General features: G+C 29.8%; 17 protein-coding genes and 1 tRNA gene. 5 read left to right on the top strand and 13 right to left on the bottom strand.

The window, feature by feature from the left end; genetic code table 11:
- Positions 1-34 precede the first annotated feature (34 nt).
- Entirely contained in the window at positions 35-1,993 is a 1,959-nt protein-coding gene (gene uvrC, locus HA148_RS04715) for an excinuclease ABC subunit UvrC (protein ID WP_209130651.1), read from the bottom strand.
- Positions 1,994-2,002: 9 nt separating this feature from the next.
- On the bottom strand, positions 2,003-2,491 hold the full coding sequence (locus tag HA148_RS04710) for a flavin reductase family protein (RefSeq protein ID WP_025894516.1): 489 nt from the start codon (positions 2,489-2,491) through the stop codon (positions 2,003-2,005).
- Positions 2,492-2,550: 59 nt separating this feature from the next.
- Here HA148_RS04710 and coaD point away from each other — a divergent pair, with 59 nt between their 5' ends.
- Positions 2,551-3,024, top strand: a complete 474-nt coding sequence (gene coaD / locus HA148_RS04705) for a pantetheine-phosphate adenylyltransferase (protein WP_209130649.1) — start codon at positions 2,551-2,553, stop codon at positions 3,022-3,024.
- An 8-nt stretch (positions 3,025-3,032) separates the two neighbouring features.
- On the opposite strand, the gene HA148_RS04700 is transcribed toward coaD, so the two are convergent.
- The 4 genes from HA148_RS04700 to dapF are packed head-to-tail and all read right to left on the bottom strand — an operon-like array spanning position 3,033 to position 6,916.
- Positions 3,033-4,250 carry a D-alanyl-D-alanine carboxypeptidase gene (locus HA148_RS04700; RefSeq protein WP_209130647.1) on the bottom strand — a complete coding sequence of 406 codons (1,218 nt, stop codon included), beginning with the start codon at positions 4,248-4,250 and terminating at the stop codon, positions 3,033-3,035.
- A gap of 7 nt (positions 4,251-4,257) precedes the next feature.
- A complete protein-coding gene (locus HA148_RS04695; protein WP_209130645.1) occupies positions 4,258-4,884 on the bottom strand; it encodes a DUF1995 family protein in 627 nt (208 codons plus the stop codon).
- Complete coding sequence (locus tag HA148_RS04690; protein WP_209130643.1) at positions 4,884-6,056, bottom strand: cysteine desulfurase family protein; 1,173 nt, start codon at positions 6,054-6,056, stop codon at positions 4,884-4,886. The genes HA148_RS04695 and HA148_RS04690 overlap by 1 nt, the downstream gene beginning before the upstream one ends.
- Positions 6,056-6,916, bottom strand: a complete 861-nt coding sequence (gene dapF / locus HA148_RS04685) for a diaminopimelate epimerase (RefSeq protein ID WP_209130640.1) — start codon at positions 6,914-6,916, stop codon at positions 6,056-6,058. The genes HA148_RS04690 and dapF overlap by 1 nt, the downstream gene beginning before the upstream one ends.
- A gap of 107 nt (positions 6,917-7,023) precedes the next feature.
- Here dapF and leuS point away from each other — a divergent pair, with 107 nt between their 5' ends.
- A complete protein-coding gene (leuS, locus tag HA148_RS04680) occupies positions 7,024-9,594 on the top strand; it encodes a leucine--tRNA ligase (protein WP_209130638.1) in 2,571 nt (856 codons plus the stop codon).
- Here the strand turns inward: leuS and HA148_RS04675 are convergent.
- The gene (locus HA148_RS04675; protein WP_209130636.1) at positions 9,591-11,174 is read right to left on the bottom strand and encodes a glucose-6-phosphate isomerase; all 1,584 of its coding nucleotides are present in this window, start codon (positions 11,172-11,174) and stop codon (positions 9,591-9,593) included. The two genes, leuS and HA148_RS04675, sit on opposite strands and share 4 nt — an antisense overlap.
- 178 nt (positions 11,175-11,352) lie before the next feature.
- On the opposite strand from HA148_RS04675, the gene purN reads away from it, so the two are divergent.
- On the top strand, positions 11,353-12,009 hold the full coding sequence (purN, locus tag HA148_RS04670; protein ID WP_209130634.1) for a phosphoribosylglycinamide formyltransferase: 657 nt from the start codon (positions 11,353-11,355) through the stop codon (positions 12,007-12,009).
- Here the strand turns inward: purN and argC are convergent.
- A complete protein-coding gene (gene argC, locus HA148_RS04665) occupies positions 11,993-13,048 on the bottom strand; it encodes an N-acetyl-gamma-glutamyl-phosphate reductase (RefSeq protein ID WP_209130632.1) in 1,056 nt (351 codons plus the stop codon). The two genes, purN and argC, sit on opposite strands and share 17 nt — an antisense overlap.
- An 88-nt stretch (positions 13,049-13,136) precedes the next feature.
- On the opposite strand from argC, the gene ribBA reads away from it, so the two are divergent.
- Positions 13,137-14,858, top strand: a complete 1,722-nt coding sequence (ribBA, locus tag HA148_RS04660) for a bifunctional 3,4-dihydroxy-2-butanone-4-phosphate synthase/GTP cyclohydrolase II (RefSeq protein ID WP_245152016.1) — start codon at positions 13,137-13,139, stop codon at positions 14,856-14,858.
- Between the two features lie 4 nt (positions 14,859-14,862).
- Here the strand turns inward: ribBA and HA148_RS04655 are convergent, their stop codons facing one another.
- The 5 genes from HA148_RS04655 to HA148_RS04635 form a co-directional block, all read right to left on the bottom strand.
- Positions 14,863-15,300, bottom strand: coding sequence for a peptidylprolyl isomerase (locus HA148_RS04655; RefSeq protein WP_209130630.1), 438 nt, complete (start codon positions 15,298-15,300; stop codon positions 14,863-14,865).
- A gap of 38 nt (positions 15,301-15,338) precedes the next feature.
- On the bottom strand, positions 15,339-15,722 hold the full coding sequence (locus HA148_RS04650) for a DUF3110 domain-containing protein (protein WP_209130628.1): 384 nt from the start codon (positions 15,720-15,722) through the stop codon (positions 15,339-15,341).
- 33 nt (positions 15,723-15,755) lie between these two features.
- Complete coding sequence (locus HA148_RS04645; RefSeq protein WP_209130626.1) at positions 15,756-16,715, bottom strand: DnaJ C-terminal domain-containing protein; 960 nt, start codon at positions 16,713-16,715, stop codon at positions 15,756-15,758.
- Complete coding sequence (dnaK, locus tag HA148_RS04640; protein WP_209130623.1) at positions 16,666-18,663, bottom strand: molecular chaperone DnaK; 1,998 nt, start codon at positions 18,661-18,663, stop codon at positions 16,666-16,668. Before dnaK ends, HA148_RS04645 begins: the two co-directional genes overlap by 50 nt.
- Positions 18,664-18,876: 213 nt before the next feature.
- Positions 18,877-18,963, bottom strand: a tRNA-Ser gene (locus HA148_RS04635).
- A gap of 49 nt (positions 18,964-19,012) precedes the next feature.
- Between HA148_RS04635 and HA148_RS04630 the strand changes: the two genes are divergently transcribed.
- A complete protein-coding gene (locus HA148_RS04630; RefSeq protein ID WP_209130622.1) occupies positions 19,013-19,387 on the top strand; it encodes a 2Fe-2S iron-sulfur cluster-binding protein in 375 nt (124 codons plus the stop codon).
- Positions 19,388-19,390 lie beyond the last annotated feature (3 nt).

The raw sequence follows: 19,390 nt of genomic DNA, 5'->3' as shown, positions 1-19,390 counted from the left end.
TCAAGAAATCTATTTTTCAAAAATTAATTAATATTTATAACTCGTTAAAATATTCATATATATCATTTACTGAATTTTTTCCAAGTCCTTTAACTTTTGATAAATCCTCTTTACTAGCTATTCTTATCGCGTCTATTGATTTAAAATGCTCAAGCAATTCTCTTATTCTTGATGGTCCTAATCCACTTATTTGGGACAATTGAGATCTATTCATTCTCTTTGATCTTTTGTCTCTATGAAAAGATAATGCAAATCTATGTGCTTCATCTCTTACCCTTCTTAATAGAAGAACTCCTTTTTGATTTTCATCAGTATCAAGAGACTTAGTAAAGCCTGGAATAAATATTTCTTCATTTTTTTTTGCTAATGAACATATAGTTACTTCTTCCTCAAGATTTAATTCTTTTAATGCTTTAATAGCTGCATTTAACTGTCCTTTACCTCCATCAATCATTATTAAATCAGGCCAATCTGATAGAAGTTCATTGTCTAATTTACTATTCGTTTTATCATTTAATATTGAAAAATCCCCTCCGTTTTTTTTAAATCTTGACCATTTTTTAAACCTTCTATGTATTACTTCATATATCGAAGCAAAATCATCACTATGTCCTACAAAAACGTTTGGATCTTTAATTTTATATTTCCTATAATGCTGTTTAGAAGGAATCCCATCAATAAAAACGACTTGTGATGCTACAGGGTCACTACCTTGTATATGGCTAATATCATAACCTTCAATTCTTTTGGGTTGTTCGCTTAATTCAAGTATTTGGGCAAGATCCTCAATTGATGATTCATTATCTTGTATCCCATTTAATATTCTATCTAATTCCAATTTCGCATTTTTTAAAACCATTTCTACAGTTTCATGTTTTTTATTTCTTTTTGGGATTAAGATTTTTACTTTCTTATTTCTTAGCTCCGTTAACCAATCCTCTATGGTTACTTGTTTTGGAAGGTTATATTGAATAAGAATTTCTGATGGTATTTCTACGGCTTCAACATTCATATAATGCTCTTCTAATATCTTTTGTAAAATAAGATTTTCATCTTCATTATTTAATTTTTGACTATAGCCAATTCTTCCAATGAGCTTACCAGATCTCATTTGGAAAATTTGTATACTAGCTACATTTTTTTCTGAAACTATTCCAAAGATATCTCTATTAATTGATGAATCTGGAATTGATATTTTTTGTGATTCAGTTAATAATTTTAAACCTGAAATTTGGTCCCTTATTTTTGCTGCATTCTCATAATCTAAATCATTTGAAAATTGCAGCATTCTTTTTTGTAAAAATATTTCTAAGTCATCATTCCTTCCCTGAAATATCATAGATACTTGTTTCATTATTTTTTTATAATCGTCAGATGATATTACTTCTTGGCAAACACCCGGACATCTTCCTATTGAATAATTCAAACAAGTTCTATCTTTATAGACTGGCCTTGGCCTTTGTCTAAGTGGAAATATTTTTTTTATCGTAAATAATGTTCTCCTTAATAATCCGACATCTACGTAAGGTCCATAATATCTATCTAAATTATTTCTATTTCTTCTTCTTCTTGTAATAAATATTCGAGGATATTTTTCACTCCAGGTTATGCAAAGATATGGATATTTCTTATCATCCTTTAAAAGAATATTAAAGTATGGTTTGTTTGTTTTTATTAAATTCGACTCTAAATTTAGTGCTTCATATTCGCTATCTGTGACTATAATTTCTATTTCGGTTATTTGACGAACCATCAAACTTATTCTTGGTGTTAAATCTGAAAAATTATTAAAATAACTACTTACTCTACTACGTAGTTTTTTTGATTTACCAATATAAAGTAAATTATTATCTATATCTTTAAAAAGATAGCAACCAGATGAATTTGGAATTTCGGATAATCTTGATTTTAGTAACTCTTTATTATTAATTAATTTATATTCAATTTTAAAATTATATTTGTTATCTATTGTGTCTATAGAGGAATTACTCATTTATAAAGATTAACCTCCATAATTCCAGCCAGTTGAAGATAAATTTAGAGAATCAACATCATTATTCAAATAAGCAGATTGAACTTCTCCTACAAAAACTGTATGGTCTCCATGAATAACACTTCCAACAACATTACATTCAACTCCACCAACACTATCAACTAAAATAGGCAATCCAAGTTCACCTAAATTAAATTCAACTGATTCAAATCTGCCTCCTAATGCTTTTTGGGGTTTAAAGAAAACAGCTGCTAGATCCTTTTGATCACTTTTGAGGACATTTAATGAGAACTTATTGGTGGACTTTATTATTTCATGACTAGAACCTTCTGCTCTAACAGCCATTACGACTAATGGAGGAGTGAAGGAACCTTGAGTCACCCAACTAGCAGTAAATCCATTCACTTCATTTTTATCTTCGTCTCTAACTCCACAAATGAATAATCCGTGAGGTATTTTTCTTAATAAGATTTTTTTTGCTTCTAGATTTAATGTCATAATTAATATATCTAATAAACTTATTTTAACTAAATTTCTTATTCGATCATAATAAATTCATGAAAATTCTTTATCCTGGTACATTTGATCCTTTAACAAACGGGCATATTGATTTAATAGAAAGAGCTGAAAAAATATTTGGCAATCTAGTAGTTGCTGTTTTAGAAAATACTTCTAAAACACCAACATTTAATCTTGAAAGAAGAATAATACAAATAAAAAATTCTCTTTCTCATTTACCTAATATTGAAGTTATTTCTTATTCCGGTCTAACTGTTGATTGTGCAAATGATCTAAAAGCTACTCTTATTCTTAGAGGCTTAAGAGCAATGAGTGATTTTGAGTATGAACTTCAGATTGCCCATACAAATAAATCTCTTAATAATGATATTGAAACTATATTTCTATCGACAAATACAAATTATAGTTTTCTCAGTAGTTCTTTAGTAAAAGAAGTTGCAAAATTTGGTGGTGAAATTAATCACATGGTACCCCCCTCTGTTGAGAGGGATTTAAAAGAATATTTTAAATAATATTTTTATTAACAAGATTTCAAGTAATAAAGATCACTTAATAATTTAAAAGCTTTTTCTTTATCAATTTTATTTGAATTTTGGATAATGCTTATAATTATTGGCTTTTCATTTTTATATAAAAAGCCAGATAATGCAAAGACATTTGAAAGAGTCCCAGTTTTGCCAAAAAACTTTCCAGACAATTCACTATTTACAAATCTTTTAGCTAATGTTCCTCTTACTCCAGTAATTGAAAGTGTAGATTGATAAGCTTTAAAATCATTAAAATATCTCATTTTATCTAAAAACAATACAACTAACCTTGTTGTAATTTTATTTTTTCGAGACAATCCACTAGCATCTGCAAAGTATGCATTAGTTGTTGGGAGGCCTTTATTTTCAAGCCATCTTTTCAATTTTATATAGTCATTATCGTTCCATGTATTTGAGGCATTTTTAAAGAGAGATTCAGCTGTAAAATTATGGCTTTCAGAATTTGTTAGAGTTAATAATGAAAGAATTGGAGTTGAGTATATTTTATTTATCTCTTTAATATTTTTTAAATAAAAAATTTTTTCTGAATCAATAAAATTTATATATATTTTTGAATTTGGAAATTTGTTTTTTAAATAATTTTTAATAAAATTTTTTAATGCATAAATATCATCATATTTATTGTGATTACTTTCTATTGCAAGAGATGTAATTGGAGATCCATATTCGTAAAGTTTATCAGTATTTGTCCAACCACTAGGCCAATATAATTTTGAATCAATTTCTACAATATTAAAGTTAATAATTTTATTTTCTTTAACATTTGAAATTAGTTCGATTATATGTTCATAATTAAGATCTGGATCACCTTGACCTTGTAAATAATAATCGTTTTTATTTTTAAATAAGAAAGTTTTTAAATTATTATTTAATTTATATTTAGTTAAAACATAAGCTGATGAGAATAATTTTTGATTAGATGCCGGCAACCTTGGAACATCTTCATTGTAGGAACTAATTATTTCACCTTTATTATTAATAATTGATACACTAAAAGACTCATCAAGCGTTTGATTCAATAAAGCATCATAAGTAGGACATATTTTGTTTTTAGTAATTATTCCCGGGAAATTAAAATAAATACTATTTAAAATAGTTATCTTCTGATTTGCTAGTAAATATCTTATTAAGAAAGGACATGTTACTAATACAAGAACAATTAAGAAAAATGAATAAATTTTTTTTATCACATTCAATCTATAAATTTACAAAAATAGATTCATTGTCGGGTTTAATTTCAAATTCTTTTTTAAAAAAATATCTTTTATTTTCTTCTTTGAAAAGCAACCAGTTATTTGGATAAATATGCATAAGAGCAGCTTTATTTAAAGGCTGCAAAAAATAAATATTTTTCCATGTTTTGACAAAGTTCTTACGTCGCTCTCTAATAACACTTCCTATACCAATATTGGCATCTTCAAATTTTGGATTTAATGAATAATGCATACCTTGATAATTATCAGACATTGGTTCAAATGAATCGAAATCATATGGCTGAGGTATTATCGATATCATTGCACTATCAATATTATTTATATTATTTGATTCATTAAATGATTTAAAAGTAAAAATTTTATCTTTGATATCTGGATAGTCTCTTTGTGCCAATGCCACAGCACCTTGATCAGCAAATGTTATAAATACATTATTATTTTTAGACAATATCTTGTAAATAGTTATTCCAATTCTGTTAAACTTCAATCCTTCAAAATTAAATTCTATAGTAAATCTTTTATTTGAATCTAATAAACTTGGAATAATTGCATCCTCCATATTTTTAAGAGATTCATTTAAATCTTTAGGTAGTCTGTAATTGGTTTCCATTAAAATTTGTCAATACATATTTGAATAAGTTCTAAAAATTTATCTATTTCTGACTTATTGTTTATTGAACCTAAAGTAACACGAATATTTGAATATAGTTCATCATCTTTTAAACCAATATTTTTAAGTGTTGAGCTAGGTTTCTCAGATGAGCTTGAGCATGCACTTCCACTACTTATGGCTATTTTATTTTCTGACATGAAATTAACAATCTTATAGGCCCTTATAGGCTCAAATAGTTTATTTAATAGTAGAAACGAAATATGATTGGGAAGTCTATGGTTAATACTACCCGTAATCTTTATATGATTATTATCCTTAATTTTTTGAAAAAAATAATTTTTGAGTTTACTAATATTATTAGAAGGAAATTCAGTTATGTAATCATATAATTTTATTTTTCCTTTAATATTCTTTAATGATTCATACATTCCAGCGATTAATGGCAAAGCTTGTGTACCTTGTCTAATTGAAAATTCCTGAGTAAGTGATATGTCATTATTTTTTAAAATTTGTCTAGACTTTTCTCTTGTTAAAAGAATACCGATCCCTTTTGGACCTCCAAATTTATGAGCAGATAAACTTAAAAAATCACATTTAAGATCTTTCCAACTGAATATTCCATTACTTAATATTTGAGTTCCATCTAAATGAAACATTATATTTAATTCTTTACATTTGGAACCAATAAATTGGACAGGCTGTATTGTCCCAATTTCACTTTGTCCCCAAATAATTGATACAAGCTTTGTATTAATGTTTAAAATGTTTTCGATATTAGAAATATTTAAAATTCCATCATTATTTACCGTCCATTCGTAAATATCCCAATTTTGTTTTCTTAGTTTATTAGCACAAATAGTTGTTGCTTGATGTTCAACATTTGAAATAACAACCCTAGCATTTTTATATTTCTCATTAATATTATTAAATACAATATTTGTCGATTCCGAAGAACCAGATGTAAAAATTATATCCTCTGAATCTGCTTCAAATATATAAGCAATTTTAGATCTAATTTTTTCAAGATATGTAGAGCATTTTATCCCTAGCTCATATGTAGATGAAGGGTTATACCAATAATTCCTGTAAGTTGAATTAATTATATTTAAAACATTCTCAGATAATGGAGTTGTGGATGCATTATCTAAATAGATAAAATTATCTTCCATTAATTTAATAACATTGATCCTGAGAAAACCTTTTTAGCATTACCGGTCATCATGACTTCAGAATCGTCTTTTGACCAATCAATTTTAAGATTACCTCCTGGTAATGTTACTATGGTTTGTGAATTACAAAGGCCTAATTTATAAGCTGCTACATGGATAGCACAGGCACCTGTTCCACAAGCTAAGGTTGGTCCTGCCCCCCTTTCCCATACTTTTACATTGATATTATCTCTATTCAAAATTTGACAAAAATGCACATTAGTTTTTTCAGGAAATAATTCATTTTTTTCAAATATAGGACCAAGTCTGGAAAGAACAATTGACTCTATGTTTTTTACAAAGAATATTAAATGAGGATTTCCCATTCCTACGGCATAACCCATATTATTAAAATCTTTCTCAATAAATTCGTGTGAAGGAATTGAATTTATTTTTTTTTCAATTGTTGTTGGAATATTTTGACATTCTAAAATTGGAACTCCCATTTTTACTGTAATTTCATCATTTATATATTTTGCAATTTTTAAACCTGCTTTAGTCTCAATTTTATATTCTATATTTTTATTATTCATTGAATCATTTACGTGGAGATACTCAACTAAACACCTAATTCCGTTTCCACACATTTGTGCTTCAGAACCATCAGAATTAAAAATTATCATTTTTGCATAATTATCTTCATTAGGTTCTTCTATAAAAATCACACCATCAGCTCCAATACCAAATTGCCTGTTGCAAATTTTTTTTATATCAAATATTTTATTTGTCTTGAAATTTTTATATAATTCATTTCCCCTAGAATCTATTATCACGAAATCATTTCCGTTACCTTGATATTTTTCAAAAGTTATATTTTTCATTTGTAGATAATATATTTTAAATTTTAATTATAAATTATTCCTTTTAACAATCTATTTCTATTTTATACAATGGATATTAAAATAATAATTTAACAAATAAAAATTAAGTGATTTCTCCCGATAAACAATATGAGGCTGATACCAATTTATATAATCCATCTGAAATAGAAAAAAAATGGCAGTCAATATGGACAGAAAAGAATTTATACAAAACCGATGAATTAACTGAGAATAGCGATAAATTTTATGCCCTATCAATGTTTCCCTACCCTTCAGGTAATCTTCATATGGGTCATGTTAGGAATTATGTTATTACAGACTTAATAGCTCGATTCCAAAGGTTTAAAGGCAAATCTGTTTTACATCCAATGGGTTGGGACGCTTTTGGTTTGCCTGCTGAGAATGCAGCGATTGAAAGAGGAATTAGTCCAAGTGTCTGGACTAAAAAAAATATTTCTCATATGAAGTCACAATTAAAGCTTTTGGGACTATCAGTTGATTGGGATAGGGAATTTGCAACATGTGATGAAAATTATTATATTTGGACTCAATATCTATTTTTAGAGTTATACAAGGCAGGTCTTGTATATCAAAAGGAATCAGAAGTTAATTGGGATCCTATAGATAATACAGTCCTAGCGAATGAACAAGTTGACTCAGAGGGTAAATCATGGAGATCTGGGGCAATAGTTGAAAAAAAATTATTAAAGCAATGGTTTTTAAGAATTACTAATTATGCGGATGAGTTATTGAAGGATTTAGAAAAATTAGATAACTGGCCAGAAAGAGTAAAAATAATGCAAGATAATTGGATTGGAAAGTCAATTGGTACAAATATTAATTTCAATATCAATACCAATCCAGAAGAGAATATTACTGTATTTACAACAAGGCCAGATACTTTATTTGGAGTTACTTATTTAGCAATTTCTGTTAATCATTCATTAGTAAAAAATATTTCTGATCAAGAAACAATACAAGATATAGAAAATCTTAAACAATATTTGAAAAATAATAAAAATAATGAACTTGAAAAAATTGGAATAAAAACTAGCTTAACAGCAATAAATCCCGTTAATTCTGAACCTATTCCTATTTGGGTGGCAAGTTATGTTCTCGATGAATACGGTACAGGCGCTGTTATGGGAGTGCCTGCTCATGATCTAAGAGATTTTGAATTTGCCAAGAAAAATAATATTGATATTAAACAGGTAATAATAAAGGATAAAAATGAACAAAATAAAGAGCTTGAAGAAGCTTATGTAGAAAAAGGATATCTTATTAATTCAAATCAATACAATGGTATAGAAAATACTATTGCTAAAATAAAAATTTCAGAGGAGGGAGTAAATAATGGATGGGCAGAAAATAAGATTCAATATCGTCTAAGAGATTGGTTAATCTCTAGACAAAGATATTGGGGATGTCCGATACCCATAGTTAATTGCAAAAAATGTGGATCTGTTCCATTAAAGCAATCGGTATTACCTGTTTCCTTACCAAAAGATATAGAAATCTCGGCTAACAAGATTAATGCTTTAGGTGATAATAATAATTGGATAAATACTACATGCCCAAAATGTGGAATAGCGGCAAGAAAAGAAACTGATACTATGGACACATTCATGTGTTCATCATGGTATTTTTTAAGATATCCCTCTTCAAAATGTTCTAATAAGCCATTTGAAAAGATTGAAATCAATAAGTGGTTGCCTGTAGATCAATATGTTGGAGGGGTAGAGCATGCAATATTGCATTTGTTATATGCAAGATTTTTCACTAAAGCATTGAGGGATAATGAACTATTTGAAATTGATGAACCATTTAATAAACTATTAACGCAAGGAATGGTTCAGGCAGCAGCCTATAAAAACAATAAAACGGGTAAATATGTTTCTCCTTCCGATATTACTGACCTATCAAATCCTACAGATCCAATTGACAATACAAAACTCGAAGTTCTTTTCGAGAAGATGTCCAAGTCAAAATATAATGGAATAGACCCCGAATCAGTAATTAAAAAATATGGAGCAGATACAGCAAGAATGTTTATATTATTTAAAGCACCACCAGAAAAAGATTTGGAATGGGGAGATACAGATGTTGAAGGACAATTTAGATTTTTAAGCAGGATTTGGAAGCTTTATATAAATTGTGCAAAAGATATAAATAGTAAATCTAATTCCTTTCCAGATAAAGAAAAAAGTTTAATAAAGTCAATGAATATAGCCATAAAAGAAATTTCGACTGACATATTAAATAACCAATTTAATACAGCGATTTCAGAACTAATGAAGTTTTATAATTCATTATCAAATTCCATTAATGACGTAAACAATAATTTAAAAATTGAGGCTTTAAAAACATTTTGTATTTTGTTGGCTCCATTTGCACCTCATATTGCAGAAGAAATATGGCATCTTATAGGATTCAAAAAATCTGTGCATTTAGAACACTGGCCTTCATTTAATGCCGAGGCACTTAAAGAAGATTCATATGAACTAGTAATACAAGTTAATGGAAAAGTTAGAGACAAAGTAAATATTAATAATTATATGAGTGAAGATCAAATTAAGGAATTGACTCTTAAAAGGCCTAACATATTAAAATGGACTCAAGATAAGGAAATAAGAAAAATAATTATTGTTAAAGGAAAAATTATGAATATTGTTGTTTAAGAATTTAATTTTTGAATAACTAATGAATTTGGATTTGACCAATCGCCCTTAACTAAATAATTATCATTTCCGAAACACATTTCACGGAGAATGAAAAATATAGGTTCACTCACTGAATCATCAAATATTGATGCTATTTCATTTATAGAATATTCTCCACCTTCGTCTAATAAATTACTTACTTTTTGTTGATAATCAATTATATTTGCGGCTGCTTTCTTTCCAGCTTCAACTCCAGGTTGATCATATGCATTTATATTTACCAATTCAGCGTAAAAGGATACAGCCCTCTCAAATAAAGCGATTAAGGCTCCTAGTGAAAAACAATTTAACTTTTCTAAAGTGATAGTGATACTTTGTCTGTTTTCACTAGAGAGTGCTGATCTGGTTCCTTGCAAAAAACCAGAAAGATATTCTTTAGGATTCTCTTTATCATCAAAAATATTAGTAGATGGAGAATCTAATAATTCAATAAAAATACAAAAGAAATTATCAATTCCATCTCTCAGTTGCTGAACATAAGCATGTTGATCTGTAGATCCTTTATTACCAAAAACTGAAATACCTTGATTAACTACTTCACCATTCCTATTAAATTTCTTTCCTAATGATTCCATTACTAATTGCTGGAGATATTTACTAAATACCTGTAACCTATCTCTATAAGGTAATACGACCATATCTCTCTTTCCAATACCATCTCCAGTTAAATACCATGCGGATGATAATAGTGCTGCTGGATTATTTTTAAAATCACTTATACGTGTGGCTTCATCCATTAATGATGCACCTCTAATAAATTCAGATATATTTTCATTAATAAGAGCTAATGGAAGTAATCCCACAGAGCTTGTAATACTAGTTCTTCCTCCAACCCAATCTTGCAAATTAAATATTTTTAACCAATTTTCAGAAGTGGCTTTTTTAAATAATTTACTATCTTTCATAGTTATAGCTATAGCATTTGAATTCCAATCAAGAGAATTTTTTTCGCAGTGACTTTTAATAATTTCCATAGCAATTCTAGGTTCAGGCGTACCACCTGATTTGCTTACTACTACAAATAATGTTGTTGATAATTTATCAGATAATTCTTCTAACTTTTCGCTAATTAAAAATGGATCAACATTATCGATATAAGAAAAATTTAAGCCTCTAGAACATTTCTGCAGTGACTCTGTAATAAGTAATGGTCCTAACCCACTTCCACCAATTCCTATCCATAGAACATCAGTATACTGCTTATTATTCTTATTCTTAATATCTCCATTTAAAATTTGTTTTCCAAATTCAGAGATTGCATTAATATCAGCACTAATTTCCTCTCCAATTATTGAAGAGGGTGAAATTGATGGATTTCTAAGCCAATAATGTCCAACCTGTCTATTTTCATCAATATTTGAGATTGCACCATTTTCTAATTCTTTTATCGATAAAAAAACATCTATAAATTTATCTTCTAAATTTTTTATCTCACTACTTGTGAAATTAATTTTGCTTATGTCTAACCAAATATTTAATTTTTTATCAAACCAAAGATAATTACAAAATTTATCCCAAGATTTTAAATCACCATTCATTTTATATATTTGTTTCTTTTATTTATTATTCAATTATATCTATACGTATAGTACATAGATTTGAATCATTTAAATTTGTTTAAATTATTATCTTTAAATAAATATGTTTTTGAATATAAATATTTAGAATGGAGGGTTTTTTTTATTTCATATGAATTTATTATTGGATTAAAAAACATTGGATAAATCATTTAATTACATAATTTCGCCTGAGATATCAGAATTTAGAAGATTTTCACCAAAATTAAAAATAGGTGTACTAGCTTCTGGGAAAGGAACAAACTTTCAGGAATTAATTAATCTCTCAGAAAAAGGAGAATTAGATATAGATATAAAAGTTTTAATTACTAACAAAGATGAAGCCGGTTGTATAAAAAGAGCTGAAAGTAAAAAAATACCTCACAAAATTATAAGAGGCAAAGATTTTCTGCAAAAAGAAGCTTTTGAATTAGAAATTGTAAATAATTTAATTCATTACGAGGTTGAACTAGTGGTTATGGCAGGCTGGATGAAAATTGTTACTCCATTTTTTATTAATAAATTTAAGAATAGGATAATAAATATTCACCCTTCATTACTTCCCGCATATAAAGGTGGTTCTGCGATAAAGGAATCTATATTAAATGGTTCAAAAATAACTGGTTGTTCAGTACATTTTGTAGAAGAGGAGGTAGATAGTGGATCATTGATAATGCAAGCTGCATTGTCAATTAGAGATGATGATGATATTGAATCACTTTCCAAAAGGATACAAATGCTTGAGCATAAAATTTTACCTCACTCAATCTCTCAAGCTGGTTTTTTGATAAGAAGTAATTTTATGGAAAATTATTAGTTAAATCAAGACCTTCATCCATTGAATATCCACTCATAATATTTAAATTTTGAATTGCTTGCCCAGTCTGACCTTTTAACAAGTTATCAATTGCAGATAAAATAATAATCCTTCCATTTCGAATATCAACTTTAACAGAAAGGAAAATTTGGTTTGTATTTTTAACCCATTTTGTTGAAGGGTATGTATCTACAGGTAATACTTTAATATTTTTGAAATTTCTGTAGTAATTATCCAAAAGAATTCTGCAATCATCAGAGGTTAATCCTGGATCTCTTAATCTCCCATATATAGTCGAATGCATACCCCTTGAAATTGGAACTAAATGAGGCGTAAAAAGCAATTCAATTTTATTTCCAGAAATCATAGATGCTACTTGCTCGATCTCAGAGGTATGTCTATGGTTTATTAATCCATATGCTGATAAGCCTTCACCACATTCTGATAAGAGTAGCTTTTGGTTTGGTTCTCGACCTCCCCCAGATGTTCCGCTTTTAGAATCAATCACTATTCCTTCATTTTCAATAATTCCTTGAGATAGATAAGGTACTAATGGAATAAGAGCAGATGTTGGATAGCATCCTGGACAGGCTATTAATCTTCCTTTTGAAATGACTTCCTTATTAATTTCAGGAAGACCGTAGACTGCCTCTTTACATAAGTCATCATCACTCCTTTTATAAAGAGCAGCTTCTTTGGAATATACCTTTTTCCATTCATCTAAAGACTTATAACGGTAATCAGCAGATAAATCAATAACTTTAAGTCCTCGATTCAATAATTTCCTTGTCAATGTTGAAGATAGACCATTTGGTAAGCAAAGCAAAGCAACATCTGCATTTTTTGAAATATTATCTACGGATATTTCTTCTATATAAGGATCATTATCTAGATAAATAAAAGGAAAATTATCATTCCACTTTGAACCAGATGTTTTATTACCTCCTAAAAATGAAATTTTGTATTTTTTAATTTTCTTTAAGAGATTTACCGCTTGAATACCGCCGTAACCAGTAGCACCTACTATTGCAACATTCATTTCTTTGAATTGGCAGACTTTGAGATAGGATTATAAAGTGTTGAATTTAAGATAACTAAAACACTATTTTTCTATATTGATAGGAATAATGAAAGAAACAAGTCCCAAATCAAATAATGGAACAATTTTGGATATAAATGAATCTTTTAAAATTGAATTTGATCCTATCAGCGATGCGTTGGCAGCTATAAGAAATGGTGAATGCATAATTGTGGTAGATGATGAAAGAAGAGAAAATGAGGGAGATTTAATATGTGCGGCTCAGTTTGCAACTCCACAGCAAATTAATTTTATGGCTACTGAGGGACGTGGTCTTATATGTCTAGCAATGCAAGGTGAAAAACTTGATTCATTAGATTTACCTTTAATGGTAGATAGAAATACAGATGAAAATCAAACAGCTTTTACAGTATCAATTGATGCTGGACCTGAACATAATGTTACTACCGGAATTTCCGCTGAAGACAGGGCAAAGACAATACAAGTTGCTATAAATCCAAATACAAAACCTGATGATTTAAGGAGGCCAGGACATATTTTTCCATTAAGAGCAAAAAAAGGTGGAGTATTAAAAAGGGCAGGTCATACCGAAGCGGCAGTAGATATTGCTGCAATGTCAGGTCTTTATCCTGCTGGAGTGATTTGTGAAATACAAAATCCTGACGGATCTATGTCAAGACTTCCTCAACTTAAAGAGTATGCAAAACAATGGGGAATGAAATTAATATCAATAGCTGATTTAATAAGTTATCGGTTTCAAACTGAGAGATTTGTATTTAGAAAATCTGATGCTGTTCTTCCAAGTATTTTTGGTAATTTCAAAGCTTATGGATATGTTAATGATCTAGATGGTTCAGAGCACGTTGCATTAGTTAAACAAAAATCATCGAAATTAAGTGAACCTGTACTAGTAAGAATGCATTCAGAGTGCTTAACTGGTGATGCTTTTGGATCATTACGTTGTGATTGTAGACCCCAGTTAGAGGCTGCTTTATCAAGAATAGAAAAGGAGGAAGAAGGAGTTGTTGTTTATTTGAGACAAGAAGGCAGAGGTATTGGTCTAATAAATAAATTAAAAGCTTACAGTTTACAAGATGGTGGATTAGACACTGTAGAAGCTAATGAAAAATTAGGTTTTCCAGCTGATCTCAGAAATTATGGAGTTGGAGCACAAATTTTAACTGATTTAGGTATAAAAAAATTAAAATTACTAACCAACAATCCTAGAAAGATTGCTGGATTAGGTGGTTATGGAATAGAAGTTATTGAGAGAGTTCCTTTAGTTATTTGTCCAAACGATAATAATGCAGGATATTTGAGTGTTAAAAAAACAAAGTTAGGCCACATGATTGATGATAATTCTAATAACAGTAATATTGATCCATTTATATCAATTTTTCTTGACGGAAACTATAAATCTATTGATTTAGTTCCAATAAAAAATAATGTTATTAAATTCTGTAGTGAACAAAACATTAATATTAAACTTGAAAGTAGTCCAAGATTATTGGCATTTTGGAACCGACCTAAATTAGTATGGAGAATTTTACATGATCAGAATAGAACAAATTCGAACATTAATGATGAGGAAATAAAGAATATAGAATTATTTATTCAGTTTTTATCCAAATATGAAAATAGTACAAAGATTGGAATTATTGTTTCTAGAAATATTGAACAAGCATTACACCCAAAAAGTAGCATCAAACTAATCAATACTAAATTCACTATTAATAACGAAATCTTATATTCTTCTACAAGAAAATTTAATCTAGATAAAGAGACATTCAGTATTGTTTTTGAAGGCTAAATTACTAGTTTAGAGTTGCCTTAATAATTTTTGAACCGTTAGTAAGCTTTAGTACAACATCCATATCATCTGTCTTGCCAAAAACAGTATGAACTCCATCTAGATGAGGCTGGGGTTCATAGACTATGAAAAACTGACTACCACCTGTATCTTTTCCTGCATGTGCCATAGAAAGTGAGCCTTTTAAATGTTTATTGGAATTAATTTCACATTTAATATTATATCCAGGACCTCCAGTTCCAGGCATACCAGATGCTCCTTCACGAGTATTAGGACATCCACCCTGAGCCATAAATCCAGGAATAACTCTGTGAAATGCTAGACCATCATAAAAACCATCACTTATCAAATTCGTAAAGTTTTTAACTGTATTAGGTGCGTCGTCAGAGAAAAATTCAATATTAATGTTCCCTACTTCTGTTTCAAATAATGCAGTTGTCATGTTTTATTTGTTTAATAATTATTCTGATATTTTAATAGCTAAAGCAACTTTTCAAGGTTTTCCTTAATGGTATTTATATCAAAGTTATCTTTTTTACTATTTTTGTCCTCCTCCCAATTTTCAACTTCTAGGTTTTTCTGTGGTGGTGAAATTAGTAACCTATCTTCTGCTGTTTTAGGTACAAAATTTTTTTCTACTAATTTGCATTCATAGTCTAATTTAATGCAGAAATCTTTTATTTCCTCAATGTTGATCATTTCAACTGTTGGCAAAGGAAAATCTTGAGCTTCTAATAGACCACAATATCTTGTTGCATCATCCTTATCTTCAAAGACAAGAACAATGGTTCTTCCTTTTAGTTCAATTGAATGAATTCCTTCCTTATCTGTTCCTGAATTATATAAAAGAACAAATATGTTCATAAGTATTGATTTTTCTTACTATATAATATTTGATTAGGAATCAGAAAGTGATAATTCTTGTAATCTTGTATATAAAGCAATTTCTTCATCATTAATATCAGCAGGTATAACTACCAAGATTTCAACATATTGATCACCTACATTATCTTCGAAAGTTAAACCCCTCCCTTTCAAACGTAACATTCTTCCCGTAGATGATTTTGGTGGCACTTGAAGTGTGACATTTCCATCAAGGGTGGGGACCTCTACTGCACAACCAAGTAGAGCATCATGAGGAAATAACTCTAGTTTATAAAGAACTCTTAAACCGTCTATTCTTAGACCACTTTCGGTTTGAACTTTTAACTGTAGATAATGATCTTTACCTCCTCTTGCGATATTTTCAAGTCTTAATCGCCACCCATCTCCAGCGAAAGGAGGCGTATCGACTTCTACTACGGTTTCATCTTCAAGCTCTATTAAAATTGAAGCTCCATTTAAGGCCTCATCAGGAGTTAGTTCAATAATTGTTTCAATATCTTGATGGAGTTTAACTGGAGGGGGCTCTTCTGGAGAGGTTGTAGGGTATTCATAATTATTAAATTCATCATTATTTGTATTTATTGATTCATCCTCAAATGGTTCATTATCATAATCCTCGTAATTCTTTGGTGAGTATTCATATCCAAATAATGAATCAAGATAATCTTGAAAATCAGGAAACCCTGTCTTGAAATTATTATTTTCGTAATCATCTTGAATATTTTCATCCGAAATATTTTTTCTTATATTGGGATTGCGTAGATATTCGTATGCTTGGTTAATTAATTTAAATCTCTCTTCTGCATTAAGGTCGTTTTTATTTAAATCTGGGTGCCATTTTCTTGCTTCTCTTCGAAAAGCCTTTTTAAGTTCTTTATCATCGAAATCAGGCGATAAACCCAAAATTGACAAATAGTCTTTTTTAGAGGAAGTAGTCATTGTCCCATGGATCATCGTCTCTAGAATTACCATACCTCGAATTTCTATAATTTCTATTCATTTGATTATCCCAAGGATCATCATCCCAATAATCATCTGAAAAGAGTTCATCCTTTAATGATCCAAATGTATTTTTAATGCTTTGTAAGGGATTACTATCAGTTTTCTTTTCTGCTGCAAATTTTCTATTTAAGCCGAATAATGCTTCTTGAAGAGCACTTACAGAGATTTCTAATTCTTGAGGGTCATCATCATCTATATATTCTTCAACATCTTGAATAGCTAATTCAACGGCTCTTTGTTGTCTTTCAGCACCGTAAGGCCCAAATTCCAATGAAGCATCTCTAAGCCTTCTCTCAGCTTGCGCAATAAGAGTTAATGCACTATTTTTTCTATCAATTACAGATCTTCTTTTTCTATCTTCATTAGCTTTTTCTTTAGCTTCTTCAATTATCGAATTTATTTCTTGTTCGTTTAAATTAGACCCTCCAGAAATTGTAACTGTTTGCTTTCTTCCAGTGGTTCTATCAGTTGCACTTACTTCTAAAAGACCATTGGCATCAATATCAAATGCTACCTGGACTTGAGGTATTCCTCTTGGAGCTGGAGGTATTCCTGATAGTCTAAATTTACCAAGTGATTTATTTTCAGAGGCTAAAGGCCTTTCCCCCTGCCGTACTTGAACAACCACAGATGATTGATTAGCTTCGGACGTGCTAAAAACATCAGATTGTCTAACTGGTATTGGAGTATTACGAGGAATGAGTACCTTCATTAGACCACCAATAGTTTCTAAACCTAAAGACAAGGGAGTAACGTCATTTAGGAGTAAATCTTGTAAATCACCACTAATAATTCCAGATTGAATCGCAGCTCCAACTGCTACAACTTCATCAGGATTAACCGATTGACAAGGGTCATTTGGAACAAGAGTCTTTACTAATTGTTGAACCATTGGGATTCTTGTACTGCCACCTACAAGAACTACCTCATCAATATCATCTGCATTCCATCCAGAATCATCTAAGGCTATTTGCACGGGCTCTAATAATCGATCTAAAAGATCTTGAGATAATGATTCAAATATTTTTCTATCTAAGGTCTCCTCAATATGTAATGGACCCTCTTTACTAGTTGTGATAAAAGGTAAGGATATTTTTGTTTTTTGCAATCCAGATAATTCACATTTAGCTTTTTCGGCAGCTTCAGTTAATCTCTGTAAAGCTTGTCTATCCCTTCTTAGATCAATATCATGTTTAACTAGAAATTTTTCTGCAAGCCAATCGACTATTTTTGAATCAAAATTGTTTCCTCCTAGCTGGGTATCACCACAAGTGGCTTTAACATCAAATACACCATTAGAAATTTTCAATAATGAAACATCAAATGTTCCTCCTCCTAAATCAAAAACCAAGACATTATTAGAAGAACTTTTTTCAAAACCATAAGCAAGAGCAGCAGCAGTAGGTTCATTTAGAATTCTATCTACTTTAATACCAGCTAATATTGCAGAGTCCTTTGTAGCTTGCCGTTGAGATTCATTAAAGTAAGCAGGGACAGTAATAACTGCAGAATCAACAGTATCGCCAAGATAAGTTTCAGCATCATTAATTAATTTTCTGATCAATGAGCTCACTAATTCTTCTGGTGCATACTCTCTTTCTGTATTTGGACTAAGAACCCTAACGCTTCCATTGGTATTAGCCTTAACGTTATAAGGAACAGAAATACTATTCTCATCTAATTCATCCCAATCACTACCAATAAATCGTTTAAGGTTAAAAAAGGTATTCTTAGGATTTAGAACAAGTTGTCTTCTCGCTTGGTCTCCTATTACTATTTCCTTGTCTTTTGTAAATCCAACTATTGAAGGTGTAGTTCTAGAACCCTCAGAATTTGCAATAACAATTGGACGTCCAGCTTCTATCACTCCGACAACAGAGTTAGTAGTACCTAAATCAATTCCAACTATTTGCCCCATGATTTTAGATCCCTAAATTAAAGCAAAATTTACTAATAATTTAATTAATTTTTAACTTAGATATTTACATATAATAGTAAAAATCAAATATTTTCAACTTAATTTAAATAAATAAGATTATTTATAACTTGTCAAAAAGATTACTATTTATATAAAAAGATTTTTTAAAGATAAAGGTGTTGATGTATTTAACCAAAATAAACTAATATAAAACGGAGAGAGAGGGATTCGAACCCTCGATAAAGTTGCCCCTATACAGCATTTCCAGTGCTGCGCCTTCAACCACTCGGCCACCTCTCCCAAGATAACTATTTTAACCCTTGATCATCCCATTTTAGAGGAAAGTTATTTGAAAAAGACTTTCAAAGTCACGATTAAAAATAAGGAAACCGGAAAGGTATACCAAGAGCATGTTAATAGTGATGATTACATACTTAAGGAATTTGAAAAGAAAGGTTTTAAACTAGCATTTTCATGTAGAAATGGTTGCTGTACAAGTTGTGCAGTTAAAATTAAAACTGGTACCCTGCAACAACCTGAAGCCATGGGTGTATCTCAGGCTTTAAAAGACAAAGGGTATGCACTTCTTTGTGTCGCGAAAGCAACTTCAGATCTTGAAGTAGAAACCACATATGAAGATGAAGTTTACGATTTACAATTTGGACAATATTTTGGGAGGGGAAATACAAGAGTTGCGCCACCTTGGGAATTTGAGGAAGATTAACTA

Source organism: Prochlorococcus marinus XMU1405, assembly GCF_017696275.1.
In the GTDB taxonomy this organism is placed as follows: Bacteria; Cyanobacteriota; Cyanobacteriia; order PCC-6307; family Cyanobiaceae; genus Prochlorococcus_A; species Prochlorococcus_A marinus_AB.
Note: the sequence above shows the minus strand (reverse complement) of the source record. Positions and strands in the feature narration are given on the sequence as shown.

Coding starts and splice junctions, on each gene's coding strand:
- HA148_RS04710 (WP_025894516.1), bottom strand. CDS start 2,491: ATGACATTAAATCTAGAAGCAAAAAAAATCTTATTAAGAAAAATACCT.
- HA148_RS04650 (WP_209130628.1), bottom strand. CDS start 15,722: ATGAACATATTTGTTCTTTTATATAATTCAGGAACAGATAAGGAAGGA.
- argC (WP_209130632.1), bottom strand. CDS start 13,048: ATGAATGTTGCAATAGTAGGTGCTACTGGTTACGGCGGTATTCAAGCG.
- dnaK (WP_209130623.1), bottom strand. CDS start 18,663: ATGGGGCAAATAGTTGGAATTGATTTAGGTACTACTAACTCTGTTGTC.
- HA148_RS04690 (WP_209130643.1), bottom strand. CDS start 6,056: ATGGAAGATAATTTTATCTATTTAGATAATGCATCCACAACTCCATTA.
- HA148_RS04645 (WP_209130626.1), bottom strand. CDS start 16,715: ATGGTAATTCTAGAGACGATGATCCATGGGACAATGACTACTTCCTCT.
- HA148_RS04695 (WP_209130645.1), bottom strand. CDS start 4,884: ATGGAAACCAATTACAGACTACCTAAAGATTTAAATGAATCTCTTAAA.
- HA148_RS04655 (WP_209130630.1), bottom strand. CDS start 15,300: ATGACAACTGCATTATTTGAAACAGAAGTAGGGAACATTAATATTGAA.
- ribBA (WP_245152016.1), top strand. CDS start 13,137: ATGAAAGAAACAAGTCCCAAATCAAATAATGGAACAATTTTGGATATA.
- uvrC (WP_209130651.1), bottom strand. CDS start 1,993: ATGAGTAATTCCTCTATAGACACAATAGATAACAAATATAATTTTAAA.
- coaD (WP_209130649.1), top strand. CDS start 2,551: ATGAAAATTCTTTATCCTGGTACATTTGATCCTTTAACAAACGGGCAT.
- HA148_RS04675 (WP_209130636.1), bottom strand. CDS start 11,174: ATGAATGGTGATTTAAAATCTTGGGATAAATTTTGTAATTATCTTTGG.
- dapF (WP_209130640.1), bottom strand. CDS start 6,916: ATGAAAAATATAACTTTTGAAAAATATCAAGGTAACGGAAATGATTTC.